At 71.8% G+C, this 12,575-nt stretch carries 13 protein-coding genes; 3 read left to right on the top strand and 10 right to left on the bottom strand.

The window, feature by feature from the left end; all coding sequences use genetic code 11:
- Positions 1-2: 2 nt before the first annotated feature.
- The 4 genes from RI138_RS07030 to RI138_RS07045 form a co-directional block, all read right to left on the bottom strand.
- A complete protein-coding gene (locus RI138_RS07030) occupies positions 3-1,001 on the bottom strand; it encodes a 2-hydroxyacid dehydrogenase (RefSeq protein ID WP_311119208.1) in 999 nt (332 codons plus the stop codon).
- A 103-nt stretch (positions 1,002-1,104) separates the two neighbouring features.
- The gene (locus tag RI138_RS07035) at positions 1,105-1,812 is read right to left on the bottom strand and encodes a response regulator transcription factor (protein ID WP_311119209.1); all 708 of its coding nucleotides are present in this window, start codon (positions 1,810-1,812) and stop codon (positions 1,105-1,107) included.
- A complete protein-coding gene (macS, locus tag RI138_RS07040) occupies positions 1,809-3,056 on the bottom strand; it encodes a MacS family sensor histidine kinase (protein WP_311119210.1) in 1,248 nt (415 codons plus the stop codon). Before macS ends, RI138_RS07035 begins: the two co-directional genes overlap by 4 nt.
- Positions 3,057-3,086: 30 nt before the next feature.
- Positions 3,087-3,857 carry a lysophospholipid acyltransferase family protein gene (locus tag RI138_RS07045; protein ID WP_096629309.1) on the bottom strand — a complete coding sequence of 257 codons (771 nt, stop codon included), beginning with the start codon at positions 3,855-3,857 and terminating at the stop codon, positions 3,087-3,089.
- Between the two features lie 167 nt (positions 3,858-4,024).
- Between RI138_RS07045 and RI138_RS07050 the strand changes: the two genes are divergently transcribed.
- Both RI138_RS07050 and RI138_RS07055 read left to right on the top strand, forming a co-directional pair.
- Complete coding sequence (locus tag RI138_RS07050; RefSeq protein ID WP_096629307.1) at positions 4,025-4,804, top strand: alpha/beta hydrolase; 780 nt, start codon at positions 4,025-4,027, stop codon at positions 4,802-4,804.
- Positions 4,797-5,492, top strand: coding sequence for a hypothetical protein (locus RI138_RS07055; RefSeq protein WP_311119211.1), 696 nt, complete (start codon positions 4,797-4,799; stop codon positions 5,490-5,492). The genes RI138_RS07050 and RI138_RS07055 overlap by 8 nt, the downstream gene beginning before the upstream one ends.
- On the opposite strand, the gene RI138_RS07060 is transcribed toward RI138_RS07055, so the two are convergent.
- From RI138_RS07060 to RI138_RS07085, 6 genes are all read right to left on the bottom strand, one after another.
- A complete protein-coding gene (locus RI138_RS07060; protein ID WP_311119212.1) occupies positions 5,459-6,247 on the bottom strand; it encodes an endonuclease/exonuclease/phosphatase family protein in 789 nt (262 codons plus the stop codon). The genes RI138_RS07055 and RI138_RS07060 overlap by 34 nt on opposite strands.
- A gap of 89 nt (positions 6,248-6,336) precedes the next feature.
- Positions 6,337-7,278: an ROK family glucokinase gene (locus RI138_RS07065; RefSeq protein WP_311119213.1), complete on the bottom strand. Its 942-nt coding sequence runs from the start codon at positions 7,276-7,278 to the stop codon at positions 6,337-6,339.
- Between the two features lie 75 nt (positions 7,279-7,353).
- The gene (locus RI138_RS07070; RefSeq protein ID WP_311119214.1) at positions 7,354-7,824 is read right to left on the bottom strand and encodes a DUF5304 domain-containing protein; all 471 of its coding nucleotides are present in this window, start codon (positions 7,822-7,824) and stop codon (positions 7,354-7,356) included.
- Positions 7,825-7,906: 82 nt separating this feature from the next.
- Complete coding sequence (locus RI138_RS07075) at positions 7,907-9,100, bottom strand: ArsA family ATPase (RefSeq protein ID WP_311119215.1); 1,194 nt, start codon at positions 9,098-9,100, stop codon at positions 7,907-7,909.
- 5 nt (positions 9,101-9,105) lie between these two features.
- Positions 9,106-9,555, bottom strand: coding sequence for an SRPBCC family protein (locus tag RI138_RS07080; RefSeq protein ID WP_311119216.1), 450 nt, complete (start codon positions 9,553-9,555; stop codon positions 9,106-9,108).
- 109 nt (positions 9,556-9,664) lie between these two features.
- Entirely contained in the window at positions 9,665-10,471 is an 807-nt protein-coding gene (locus RI138_RS07085; protein ID WP_311119217.1) for a metallophosphoesterase family protein, read from the bottom strand.
- Between the two features lie 280 nt (positions 10,472-10,751).
- On the opposite strand from RI138_RS07085, the gene RI138_RS07090 reads away from it, so the two are divergent.
- Positions 10,752-12,548 carry an AMP-dependent synthetase/ligase gene (locus tag RI138_RS07090; RefSeq protein WP_311119218.1) on the top strand — a complete coding sequence of 599 codons (1,797 nt, stop codon included), beginning with the start codon at positions 10,752-10,754 and terminating at the stop codon, positions 12,546-12,548.
- Positions 12,549-12,575: the final 27 nt, after the last annotated feature.

Genomic DNA, 12,575 nt, shown 5'->3' on the forward strand with positions numbered 1-12,575 from the left:
GCCTATGCGTTCCTCGGTACGAGGACGTTCTCGCTGTGGCGGCGGGCCAGGTGGTCGGTGACGTTCGTGACGGTCGCGTCGATGATCTGGCCCACCGCGTCCTCGGTGTAGTACGCCTGGTGGGAGGTGACGATGACGTTGGGGAAGGTCACCAGCCTGGCCAGGGTGTCGTCGTCGATGCCCTCCAGGGACTTGTCGAGGAAGAACAGCCCGGCCTCCGCCTCGTACACGTCGAGTCCGACGCCGAGGAATCGCCCGGCGCGCACTTCGGTGACCAGAGCGGCGGTGTCGATGAGGCCGCCGCGGCTGGAGTTGACGAGGATCGCGTCGTCCTTCATCGCCTTGAGGGCGGCCGCGTCGATGATGTGGTGGGTGGTGGGCAGCAGCGGGACGTGCAGGCTGACCAGGTCGGCCTCCGCGAGCAGCCGCTCCTTGTCGACGTACTCCATGCCCAGCTCGGTACAGGCCGGGTTCTCCACGACGTCCCAGCCGAGCAGTTTCATGCCGAAGCCGTGGGCGATCCGGGTGAACGCCTCACCGATCCTGCCGGTGCCGAGCACGCCGACGGTCCGGCCGTGCATGTCCCGGCCGAGTAGCCCGTCGAGGCGGAAGTCGAAGTCCCGGGTGCGGCTCGCGGCCCGGATGATGCGCCGGTTCACGGCCATGGCCAGGGTCCAGGCGAATTCGGCGACGGAGTACGGCGAGTAGTACGAGACGCGGGCGACGCGCAGGGCGAGGCGTTCGGCGACGTCCAGGTCGATGTTGTTGAAGCCGGTGGAGCGCTGGGCGATCATCTGCGTGCCGCCCGCGGCGAGCGTCTGGAGCACCTTGCTGCCGAGGTCGGCGTTGACGCTGGTGGAGATGATCTCGTAGCCCGCCGCGATCGGGGCGGTGTCCTGGTTCAGGAAGACGTCCAGACAGCGGACCTCGTGCAGCCCCTCGAAGGCCTTCTCGATCAGGGGCTTCTCGTCGGACTGCACACCGAAGGCGAGGATTTCCACGGGTTCTCCCGATCTGGGGCGGTACACAGGGCAGGGCCGGACATGCGCGGATATCGCGAATATACGGCCCTGCCCCCGGGCCCGCCCGGGTCGAACGGCCCGGTCAGACGTCGTCGAGGCCGCGCTCGATCGCGTACCGCACAAGCTCCACCCGGTTGTGCAGCTGGAGCTTGCCCAGGGTGTTCTGCACGTGGTTCTGCACGGTGCGGTGCGAGATGACCAGGCGTTCGGCGATCTGCTTGTACGAGAGTCCCTTGGCGACCAGCCGCAGCACCTCGGTCTCCCGGTCGGTGAGCTGCGGGGCCCTGGGCTCGTCCGGCGCGGCGGGTGCGGGGTCGGAGGCGAGCCTGCGGTACTCACCGAGGACGAGTCCGGCCAGGCCCGGGGTGAAGACCGGGTCGCCGACGGCGGTGGAGCGGACGGCGTCGGTCAGCTCCTGGGTGGAGGCGGACTTCAGGAGATAACCGGTGGCGCCGGACTTCACCGCCTCCAGGACGTCGGCGTGCTCGCCGCTCGCGGAGAGGACCAGGACGCGCAGGCCCGGGTGCGAGCCGACGAGCTCCTTGCAGACCTGGACGCCGGGCATACCGGGGAGGTTCAGGTCGAGGACCAGGACGTCCGGCTGGGCCGCCCCGGCCCGGCGGACCGCCCCCGGGCCGTCCCCGGCGGTCGCCACGACCTCGAAACCGGACTCGGTCAGATCGCGGGCGACCGCGTCGCGCCACATCGGGTGGTCGTCGACGACCATGACCCTGATGGGCCGGTCGGGGGCTCCTCGCTGTTCGTCCTTGGGTGTGTGCTGCGTGCTCATCGGGCCGATCCTGCCTTCCCCCGGGAAACCCTCGGTGCTTTGGGAACCTTCAACTCGACCTCGGTGCCCTGTCCGGGGACCGAGATCAGCTCTGCCGTGCCGCCCAGATCGCGCAGCCGGCCGCGGATGGACAGCGCGACACCGAGCCGCCCCTCCCCCTCCGCCTGGGCGAGCCGCCCCTCCGGAATGCCGGGGCCGTCGTCCCGGACGGTGACGATCACCTCGTCCGGCTCGTCCTCGACCAGGATCCACGCCTGCGCGTCCGCCCCCGCGTGCACCCGGACATTGTCCAGGGCGGCGCTGACGGCGGCGGCCAGCTCACGGGCGGCCGCGGCGGGCAGCAGCACCGGAGCGCCCGGCTCCGCGAAGCTGGTGCGGGCGCCCGCGTGCGGGGCGAGGAGGGCCCGCAGATCGCAGGTGGCGTCGCCGCCGGGCCCTTCCCCCTCGTCGACCGTACGGACCACGGCCCCCTCGGCGGCGTCCTCGGAGACCCGGGTCGGCGGGACCAGGCCGCTGGAGACCAGGGTGCGCAGGGCGACCTCCTGCTCGCCCGCCATCCGGCCCAGCTCGGCCGCCTCGCCGCCCAGCGCGGTGCCCCGGCGCTGCACCATGGCGAGGACCTGGAGCACGCTGTCGTGGATGTCGCGGGCCAGGCGTTCGCGTTCGCGGGTCGCCGCCTCGATCTCCAGGGCGCGGGCCAGGGTGCGTTCACTGGCCCGGGCGACCTCGACGACGTACCCGATGGCGATGGAGGCGACCCACACCAGCAGGACGTTGTGGTAGGTGTCCCGGCTGGGCTCGCCGCGCTGGATGATGTTGGCGACGGCGACGAAGGTGGAGGCGAAGGCCGCCCACCGCCAGCCGCCCTTGATCGCGAAGGCGAGGACCGAGCCGGCCGTCCAGATCGACGGCAGCGTCGGTCCGTCGAACGACTGGGAGTCGAAGTCGGCGAGCGGGGTGAGCAGGATGCCGGTCAGCGCGACGACCAGGTCCGCGCCGAGGAAGCGTTTGGTGCAGCTCGCCGCCGAGCGGACCTTCGGCAGTGTGGCGAGCGTCCAGACGAAGAGGAACGCCAGATAGGCGACGGCCACCCAGGGCCGCTCGAACCTCTGCCGGCCGAAGTCGTCCTTCCCGAAGATCGCGAGCAGTACCGCGTAGATCATCGTCAGGACGCGGTAGCCCGTCAGCGCACGCCACAGCGGCAGCTCCACCGACATCCGTACGACCCGTTCACGCTTGGCCATGGCCCACCCCCCGGACGGTGAACGACGCGGTCAGGCGCCGGACCGTTCCGTTCCGTTCTCGTCGCGCGCGGCGGCCTGCTTCCGGTCGCGCTTGGCCTCCTCGGCCTTCGCCTTCGCCTCGTCGGCGATCTGGCGCTTGGCGGCGGTGGCGTAGATGTCCACGTACTCCTGACCGGAGAGCTTCATGATCTCGTACATGACCTCGTCGGTCACCGAGCGCAGGATGAAGCGGTCGCCGTCCATGCCCTGGTAGCGGCTGAAGTCCAGCGGCTTGCCGATCCGGATGCCGGGGCGCATCAGCCTGGGCACCACCTGGCCGGGCGGCTGGATCTTCTCGGTGTCGATCATCGCGACCGGGATGACGGGGGCGCCGGTGGCCAGGGCCACGCGGGCGAGACCGCCGGGCTTGCCCCGGTAGAGGCGGCCGTCGGGCGAGCGGGTGCCTTCGGGGTAGATACCGAAGAGGCCGCCGCTCTCGACGACCTGGATGCCCGCCTTGATCGCGGCCTCACCGGCGCCGCGGGCTCCGGAGCGGTCGACGGGGAGCTGGCCCACGCCCTTGAAGAAGGCGGCGGTGAGCCTGCCCTTCACCCCGGGTGCGGTGAAGTACTCGGCCTTGGCGATGAACGTGACCTTGCGGTCCAGCACGGCCGGGAGGAAGAACGAGTCGGAGAACGACAGGTGGTTGCTCGCGAGAATCGCCGGCCCCCGCTCGGGGATGTTCTCCAGGCCCTCCACCCACGGCCGGAAGGCGAGCTTCAGGGACCCGCCGATGGAGAACTTCATTGCGCCGTAGATCAACTGCTGTGCCTCCTGTGTGCTGTCGGTCAGACCTTAACCCGGGGCATCCGCGAGGCCGTGACGGCCCTGGTCGGTGTCGGTCCGGTCGCGTACGGTGAAGTCATCCGTCAAGCACTCCCCCAGGTGCGTGTACGCCCCCCGCCCCGTCCCACGAACAGGAGACCCTGGTGCCGGTCCTCCCTGGAGCCGAGCCGTTCCGCCACGAGGGCGGAGAGGTCGGCGTCCTCCTCTGTCATGGCTTCACCGGATCGCCGCAGTCGCTGCGTCCCTGGGCCGATCACCTCGCCGCGCGCGGGCTGACCGTCTCGCTGCCGTTGCTGCCCGGCCACGGGACCCGCTGGGAGGACATGGCGGTCACCGGCTGGCAGGACTGGTACGCGGAGGTGGACCGGGAGCTGCGGGCCCTGCGCGAGCGGTGCGAGCAGGTCTTCGTCTTCGGGCTCTCCATGGGCGGCGCGCTGAGTCTGCGGCTCGCGGCCAAGCACGGGGACGCGATCAGCGGTCTGGTGCTGGTCAACCCGGCCAACAAGGTGCACGGCCTCTCGGCGTACGCGCTGCCGGTCGCCCGACATCTGGTGCGCACGACGAAGGGCGTGGCCGACGACATCGCGCTCCCGGGCGCCCACGAGGTGGGCTACGACAAGGTGCCGCTGCACGCCGCCCACTCGCTGCGGCAGTTCTTCCGGCTGGTCGACGGCGAGCTGCCCCAGGTGACGCAGCCGGTGGTGCTGCTGCACAGCCCGCAGGACCACGTCGTGCCGCCCGCGGACAGCGCCCGCATCCTGAGCCGGATCTCCTCCACGGATGTCACGGAGATCCTGTTGGAACAGAGCTACCACGTCGCGACGTTGGACCATGATGCGGAGCGGATCTTCGATGAGAGCTACCGGTTCATCGGCCGTCTCGCACCGAGCGTCGGGAAGAAGGGGAGCACGTCCGGTGGCTGAGCACGACGCGGAACGCCCAGGCGGCGACGAGGAGCGTGAACCGCGCCCCACGGAGCCCGCGGCCGTCCCGGAGGGGACGAAGCCGCCGGCGGCGGAGGGGGCTGAGCAGGAGCGGGCGATCGACGAGGACGCGGCCTGGGCCGCGATCGTCGCGGGGTACGGGGAGGAGCCGCCGGACCCGCCCGGCGCCAAGCCGTTCAAGTCGGTGGAGGACCTGGCCCTGCTGGAGGACGACCAGCGCAACGCGGTGGGCCCGCAGGACGGGCCGGCCGGGAACCCGGCGGACAAGGGGTCCGGCAAGACGCCCCCCAAGCCTCCGGAGAAGAAGCCTCTCGGCAGCTCCGTCGTCTTCGCGCCCGGCGTGGCCGGTCCCCGCGACTACGAACTGCCCGAGTCCAAGGACGACGGCATCGACGAGCCGGATGACGGCGGCGAGGGCCACTTCGTTCCCCCGGAGCCGCCGCCGCTGCCGGAGGCGGACGTCACGGCGAAGTTCGCCTGGCTCGCGGTGATCGGCGGGCCGGTGCTGATGCTGGTGGCGGTGCTGCTCCAGTGGGAGATGACGTGGTGGCTCACCACGCTCTGCATCGGCGGCTTCCTCGGCGGCTTCGCCACCCTGGTGGCCCGGATGCCGCACGATGACGATGACGACACCTACGGCGATCCGGGGCGCGGCGCGGTGGTGTGAGCGTCACCCGCGGGCAGTCTGAGCGCGGCCAGGACCGGCAGATGGTCGGTGGCCGCCCTCAGGTCTGCCGTGTTCACCCCGGGCAGCCCGGCCGGGACGCCGCAGCCGAGCACCTCGATGCCCGGTGTCGCGAACACCGCGTCGATGCGCTTGCGCGGGTCGTCCGGGGGGAAGGTCAGCTCCTCGCCCCAGGGCGCCACGGCCCGGCAGTCCTGAAGCCGCCCGGCCAGACGCCTGAACGCCCTCCCGGTCGGTACGTCATTGAGGTCGCCGCCCGCCACGGCGTGCTCCACGCCCATAGACGCCAGCCGCTCCAGGAGCAGGTCCGCCTGGGCGAGGCGTTCGTCGCGCTGGAGGCTCAGATGGCAGCTCAGCACGCCGAGCCGGGTCCCGGCGATCCTCACCACAGCGGTGGCGAAGCCTCTGCGGTGCAGGCCGGGGGTGAGCGGCAGCAGGACGTCCTCGGTGCGCTCGACGGCCGCCCGCAGCGAGCACAGCAGCAGTGGCCCGGCGGCGGTCGCCCCGCCGCTGAGGACCACGAGGCCGCTGCTCTTCGCCAGCCGCGCCGCGGCCTTGCGCCAGCGGAAGAAGCGCGGGGCCTCCTGGACGAGGACGAGGTCGGGGGCGCAGGCGCGGATGACCCGGGCCAGGGCCGCGGTGTCGTCGTGCATCGAGCGCACGTTGTAGCTCAGCACTCTGATGACGGCTGAACCGTCCAGCTCGGTACGGGAGTCGGGCAGCGGCGTCAGGACCATGCGGGCCACGATACGACGGGCGCCCGCCGGGCCCCGGAGGGCGGCGACGGGCGCCTGATGCGTCGTACGGTCCCGCGGTGCGGGTGCGCTCAGCCCTGGCGGGCCAGGTCGGCGGCGCCCACGAGCCCTGCCTTGCCGCCGAGTTGGGCGGCGAGCACCTGCGCGTGCGGGCGCCACTCGCCGCCGATCAGCCAGCGCCGGAACGACTTGCGGATCGGGTCGAGGACCAGCTCGCCCTCGTCGGAGACGCCGCCGCCGACGATGAACGCGGACGGGTCGAACAGCGAGGCGAGGTCGGCCAGTCCGGAGCCGGCCCAGCGTGCCAGCTCGCGGAAGGAGTCGATGGCCACCGGGTCGCCCTGCCGGGCGGCCTCGCTGATGTGCTTGCCCTCGATGCCCTCCACCGTGCCGTCGCCGAGGCCGAGCAGTATGGCGGCGTTCTCGGGAGTGGCGTTGGCGCGCTGCTTCGCGTACCGCACGAGGGCGCGGCCGGAGGCGTACTGCTCCCAGCAGCCCTGGCTGCCGCAGCCGCAGAGCAGACCGTCCGGGACGACCCGGATGTGGCCGAACTCGGCGGCCACGCCGAAGCGCCCGCGGCGCAGCTTGTTGCCGATGATGATGCCGCCGCCGAGGCCGGTGCCGAGCGTGATGCAGATGACGTCGTCGTGGCCCTGGCCCGCACCGAAGCGGTATTCGCCCCAGGCGGCGGCGTTGGCGTCGTTCTCGACGACGACGGGCAGGCCGACGCGCTGTTCGACCTTGTCCTTGAGCGGTTCGTGACGCCAGTTGATGTTCGGTGCGAACAGAACGGTGGCGCGCTTGTCGTCGACATATCCGGCGGCGCCGATGCCGACGGCCTCCACCTCGTGGCCCTCGCTCGCGCCGGCGACCGCCGCGCAGATCGCGTCGACGATGCCTTCGGCCGTCGGCGGGGTCGCCACCTTGAACGTCGAGAGGATCCGGCCCTCTTCGTCGACCACTCCAGCCGCGATCTTCGTGCCGCCGATATCGACGCCGATGGTGAGTCCCATGAATCCCTCAGTTTCGGTCGAGCCCCGCTAGGGGCAACCGTACCCGAGGCAGGGGCCCGGACCGGCCGGAGCGGGTCAGTCCAGGTCGATGCGTTCGGTGCCGGAAGGGCCCTCGTCGCGCGGGTCGGACGGGTCCTCGGCGGCCTTCTTCGAGGGGCTCGTGGTGCCGGACGCGCCCTCGGTGGTGCGCGTCCAGCGGCTCTCCTGGCCCTCGACGGCGGAGCGGTAGGCGGCCAGCAGCTCGTTGCCCGCGGCGGCGAGGTGGTCGAAGAGCTCCGGGTTGCGCTCGATGACCGGTTCGACGGCGGACTTCGCCTGCCGGATGGCCTGCTGCACCGCGCCCTGGGCGGCGGAGCCGAGCAGCGGGGTCTGGAGCGAGGAGACCTTGTCGGCGACGGCGTCGACCAGCTTGCGCAGCTCCTCGGCGGCGGAGCCGGGCTGCGGGCCGTACTGGGCGCGGCGGCGGGCCTTCTCCGCTGCGAGGTCCTCTGCGCAGGCATCGGCCCACGCGTCGCCGTCGACGGGACGATCGGTGGCTTCACTCATGGCGGGCTCCTGCGACGCGGGCGGCCGACGGTCGGCCTGCGGTTCACGTACTACCGACGTTACCCGAACGGCCGCACCGTGTTCAGGAGGTGCGGGGCCACAGGGCCGGGTCCGGTGTGAACCGGACCCGCAGCACCCCGCCGGTCAGGGCCGCGCCGGAGACGGTGCACCGGCGCAGCGCGGAGGCGAGCCGCGCGATGCGGTGGAACGGGCCGACGGTCAGGAGGAGTTCGTCGCCCCGGCGGACCAGGCGCAGGTCCTCCTTGGCGGCGCCGGGCAGCGGCAGGCACCAGGTGAGGGTCGCCGTGCCGCCCTCGGCGTCCGGCGCCTCCTCGATCCACCAGGGGTCCTCGGCCCGGCCCGCCGGGCGGGCGTCCGGGGCGGGGACCTCCAGCTCGGCCAGGTCCGCCGGGCCCTGGAGCTCGCGTCCCTGGTGGGCGGCCTCGTGCACGGGAACGTCCGGGGCCCATTCCTGGTGCCAGTGGTCCAGGCACTTCTCCTGCTGGGCGGCGAGCCCGGCGAAGAACGGGTCGGAGGAGTGCCGGGGCAGTACGCGGGAGGCGACGAGCAGGTCGGCGCGCAGCCCGTGCAGGGCGAGCCCGGCGCGGGCGGCGCGCAGGGTGTCCTCGGCGGTGGGGCCCGGTTCGGCGACCAGACGGAGCGTGGTGGCGTCGTCCTCGATCAGGGCCTGTACGGCGGCCAGCTCGGTGTCCTTGCGGGCGGCGGCCTCGTACAGCCACTGGGCGGGCATGGGGACCCCGGCGAGCTGGGCGAGGACGGGGCGCAGGGCGCGGGCGGCCTGGCGTTCGGCGGGCAGCAGCCGGCGCAGATAGCGGCGCAGCTGCCCGGGGAGGGCGAGCAGGGCGAGGGCGTCGGGCAGCGGCGGGAGGTCGACGACGAGGGTGTCGTAGCCACGGGCGGACCAGTCGCCCACGGCGGCGCGGTGCAGGGTGTGCAGCAGCGCGAGTTGCGGGGAGCCGGGGAGTTCGGTGATCTCCTCGCCCTCCAGCCGTCCCGCGCCGAGCAGGTCCAGGGCACCGGAGGCGCGCTTCTGGAGTTCGGTGAGTTCGGCGCGGAAGTGCTCGCCGGAGTCGATCCGGGCGTGGTCGAGCCCCTCGGTGACCTCGGTGGGCGCCGTGCCGTCGGGGAAGCCGGGTATGGCCTCGGCGGAGATCAGGAGGGTGCGGCTGCCGCCCTCGGCCGCGGCCAGCGCGCTCGCCGCGGCGACGGTGGTGCGGCCCGCGCCGCCGGGGCCGGTGACCAGGACCGTACGCACGGCTCTCAGGCCTGCGGGGCGGACTCGACGCGCTTCTTCAGACCGGCGAGGGCACGGTCGATGATGACCTTCTCGGCCTTGCGCTTGATCATGCCGAGCAGCGGGATCTTGACGTCGACGGCGAGCTTGTAGGTGACCTCGGTGCGCTCGCCGCCGCCGAGCGGGGCGAGGGCGTACGTACCGTCCAGGGAGCGCAGCATCTGGGACTTGACGAGGGTCCAGCTGACCTCGTTCTCGCTGGTCCAGGTGTAGGAGAGGACGTGGTCGTCCTTGATCGCTCCGGCGTCCAGGACGAGGCGGACCTGTTCGGCGCGGCCCTGGCCGTCGGTGGAGAGGACCTCGGCCTCCTTCACCTCGCCGGTCCACTCCGGGTAGCGGGCGAAGTCGGCGATCACGCCCATGACGTCGGCCGGTGCCGCCTCGATCGTGATGTTCGAGCTGGTGTGTTCAGCCATCGCCGTGGCCCTCCAGTGCGGTGTAACCGGTCGCGTTCGGCAGAAGTCTGCCGCTGTGCAGGCTATCGCGTGCCCGGGGCGCCCCGGTCCACGGCCCGGCTGCCCGCACTCACCAGCTCAGCGCCCAGGGCGTTCCGGTCGAGGCGAAGTGGCCGACGTTGACGCACTCGGTGGTCCCGATCCGCATCCGGCGGACCAACGGCTGGTGAACGTGGCCGAAAAGCGCGTACCGGGGGCGGGTGGCGCGGATCGCCTCCAGCAGAGCGCGGCTGCCGCGTTCGAAACGGCGGGCGACGGTGTCGTACGTCAGCTCGGGGACCTCGGGCGGGATGTGCGAGCAGAGGACGTCGACCGGGCCGAGCGCCTCTACCTTGGCGGCGTACTCCTCGTCGCTGATCTCGTACGGGGTGTTCATCGGGGTCTTCAGGCCACCGCCGACGAAGCCGAAGACGCGGCCGCCTATCTCCACCCGCTCCCCGTCCAGCACGGTCGTGCCCGGGCGGGCGTACTCGGGCCAGAGGTCGGGGACGTCGACGTTGCCGTAGGTGGCGTACGTCGGAGTGGGGAAGGCCGCGAAGAGTTCGGCGTACTGCCGTCGTACGGCGCCGAGGATCTCGGTGTTGCGGTCGCGGCCCGCCCACAGCTCGCGGCCGAAGGCGCGGGCCTCCTCGTAGCGGCGGGCGGTGCGCAGCGCGACGATGCGGTCGGCGTTCTCCCTGCCGAACAGATCGGGGAAGATGCCGCGCGAGTGGTCGGCGTAGTCGAGGAAGAGCACCAGGTCACCGAGGCAGATCAGGGCGTCGGCGCCGTCCCCGGCACGGGCCAGGGCCTCGGTGTTGCCGTGCACATCGCTGATCACATGGATCCGGGTCGACCCCCCGGTCCGGCCCCGGCTGTCCGGTTCGCTGCCTCGCATGGGATCACCCTAGAGCGCCCCTTCCAACGCTGGGTAGACCGTTCCGGACCTGCGGTTACTTCCAAGTCGTCACAGCAGTGGACTACTGTGCGCGAAAGGACCATCTATATGTGTGATGCATAAGACATCTGGCCGGAACCCCCTATCCGGAACCGAGTACTGGTGGGTAACGTCCGGGCAGTCCAGTCGTGCTCACCCCACTGAGCACCCGCCATTCTTGGACCGCAGCCGGTGCGTCACACAGAGCCGTGGCACCGGAGCCCGATGAGGAGCAGCAGTCTTGCGCGAGTTCAGCCTTCCGGCCCTGTACGAGGTCCCGACGGACGGCAATCTGACGGATCTCATCCGCCGCAACGCCGCTCAGCATCCCGAAGTCGCGGTGATGAGCCGCAAGGTGGCCGGTGTCTGGACGGACGTCAGCGCCACCCAGTTCCTGGCCGAGGTGCGAGCCGCCGCCAAAGGGCTGATCGCCTCGGGCGTGCAGCCCGGCGACCGGGTCGCCCTGATGTCGCGCACCCGCTACGAGTGGGTGCTGCTGGACTTCGCGATCTGGAGCGCCGGCGCGGTGACCGTGCCGGTGTACGAGACCAGCTCCGCCGAGCAGTTGCAGTGGATCCTCGGTGACTCCGGGGCGGTGGCGGTGCTCGTGGAGAGTGACGCGCACGCGGCGGCCGTGGCCTCCGTGCGGGACTCGCTGCCGGAGCTGACGCAGGTCCGGCAGATCGACGCGGGCGCGGTGGAGGCGCTGGTCAAGGCCGGGGCCGAGGTCTCGGACGAGACCATGGACCTGCGGATGGTCAGCGCCAAGGCGGACGACCCGGCGACCATCGTCTACACCTCGGGCACCACGGGCCGCCCCAAGGGCTGTGTGCTGACGCACCGCAGCTTCTTCGCGGAGTGCGGCAACGTGGTGGAGCGGCTGAAGCCGCTGTTCCGTACGGGCGACTGCTCGGTGCTGCTGTTCCTGCCCGCCGCCCATGTGTTCGGCCGACTGGTCGAGGTGGCCTCGGTGATGGCGCCGATCAAGCTCGGCTGCGTACCCGACATCAAGAACCTCACAGAAGAACTGGCCTCGTTCCGGCCGACGCTGATCCTGGGTGTGCCCCGGGTCTTCGAGAAGGTCTACAACGCGGCCCGCGCCAAGGCGCAGGCGGACGGCAAGGGCAAGATCTTCGACCGGGCCGCCGACACGGCGATCGCCTACAGCCGGGCGCTGAGCACCCCGCAGGGGCCTTCGCTGGGGCTGAGGCTCAAGCACAAGCTGTTCGACAAGCTGGTCTACGGGAAGCTGCGCGCGGTGCTCGGCGGCCGGGGCGAGCACGCGATCTCCGGCGGCGCCCCGCTGGGCGAGCGGCTCGGCCACTTCTACCGGGGCATCGGCTTCACGGTCCTGGAGGGCTACGGCCTGACCGAGAGCTGTGCGGCGACCGCCTTCAACCCGTGGGACCGGCAGAAGATCGGCACGGTCGGCCAGCCGCTGCCCGGTTCGGTGGTGCGGATCGCGGACGACGGCGAGGTGCTGCTGCACGGCGAGCACCTGTTCACCGGCTACTGGAAGAACGAGTCGGCGTCCGTCGAGGCGCTGGCGGACGGCTGGTTCCACACCGGTGACGTCGGCACGCTGGACGAGGACGGCTACCTCGCGATCACCGGCCGCAAGAAGGAGATCATCGTCACGGCGGGCGGCAAGAACGTCGCCCCGGCGGTGATCGAGGACCGCATCCGCGCCCACGCGCTGATCGCCGAGTGCATGGTCGTCGGCGACGGCCGCCCGTTCGTCGGCGCGCTGGTCACCCTGGACGAGGAGTTCCTGGGCCGCTGGGCCGAGGAGCACGGCAAGCCGGCCGGTTCGACGGCGCTCTCGCTGCGCGAGGACCCGGAGCTGCTGGCCGAGGTGCAGCGGGCGGTGGACGACGGGAACGCGGCGGTCTCCAAGGCTGAGTCGGTGCGCAAGTTCCGTATCCTGCCTGCCCAGTTCACCGAGGAGGCGGGCCACATCACGCCGTCGCTGAAGCTGAAGCGGAACGTGGTGGCGAAGGACTTCGCGGACGAGGTGGAGTCGATCTACCGCGCCTGAGCGCTACGGAGCAGGGGCCCGCGCCCG

Origin of the sequence: Streptomyces durocortorensis (genome assembly GCF_031760065.1) — a bacterium.
GTDB lineage: Bacteria > Actinomycetota > Actinomycetes > Streptomycetales > Streptomycetaceae > Streptomyces.

Excerpts from the sequence above, each read along its gene's own strand:
- macS (WP_311119210.1), bottom strand. The coding sequence starts at position 3,056 with ATGGCCAAGCGTGAACGGGTCGTACGGATGTCGGTGGAGCTGCCGCTG.
- RI138_RS07070 (WP_311119214.1), bottom strand. The coding sequence starts at position 7,824 with ATGAGTGAAGCCACCGATCGTCCCGTCGACGGCGACGCGTGGGCCGAT.
- RI138_RS07035 (WP_311119209.1), bottom strand. The coding sequence starts at position 1,812 with ATGAGCACGCAGCACACACCCAAGGACGAACAGCGAGGAGCCCCCGAC.
- RI138_RS07060 (WP_311119212.1), bottom strand. The coding sequence starts at position 6,247 with ATGGTCCTGACGCCGCTGCCCGACTCCCGTACCGAGCTGGACGGTTCA.
- RI138_RS07065 (WP_311119213.1), bottom strand. The coding sequence starts at position 7,278 with ATGGGACTCACCATCGGCGTCGATATCGGCGGCACGAAGATCGCGGCT.
- RI138_RS07080 (WP_311119216.1), bottom strand. The coding sequence starts at position 9,555 with ATGGCTGAACACACCAGCTCGAACATCACGATCGAGGCGGCACCGGCC.
- RI138_RS07085 (WP_311119217.1), bottom strand. The coding sequence starts at position 10,471 with ATGCGAGGCAGCGAACCGGACAGCCGGGGCCGGACCGGGGGGTCGACC.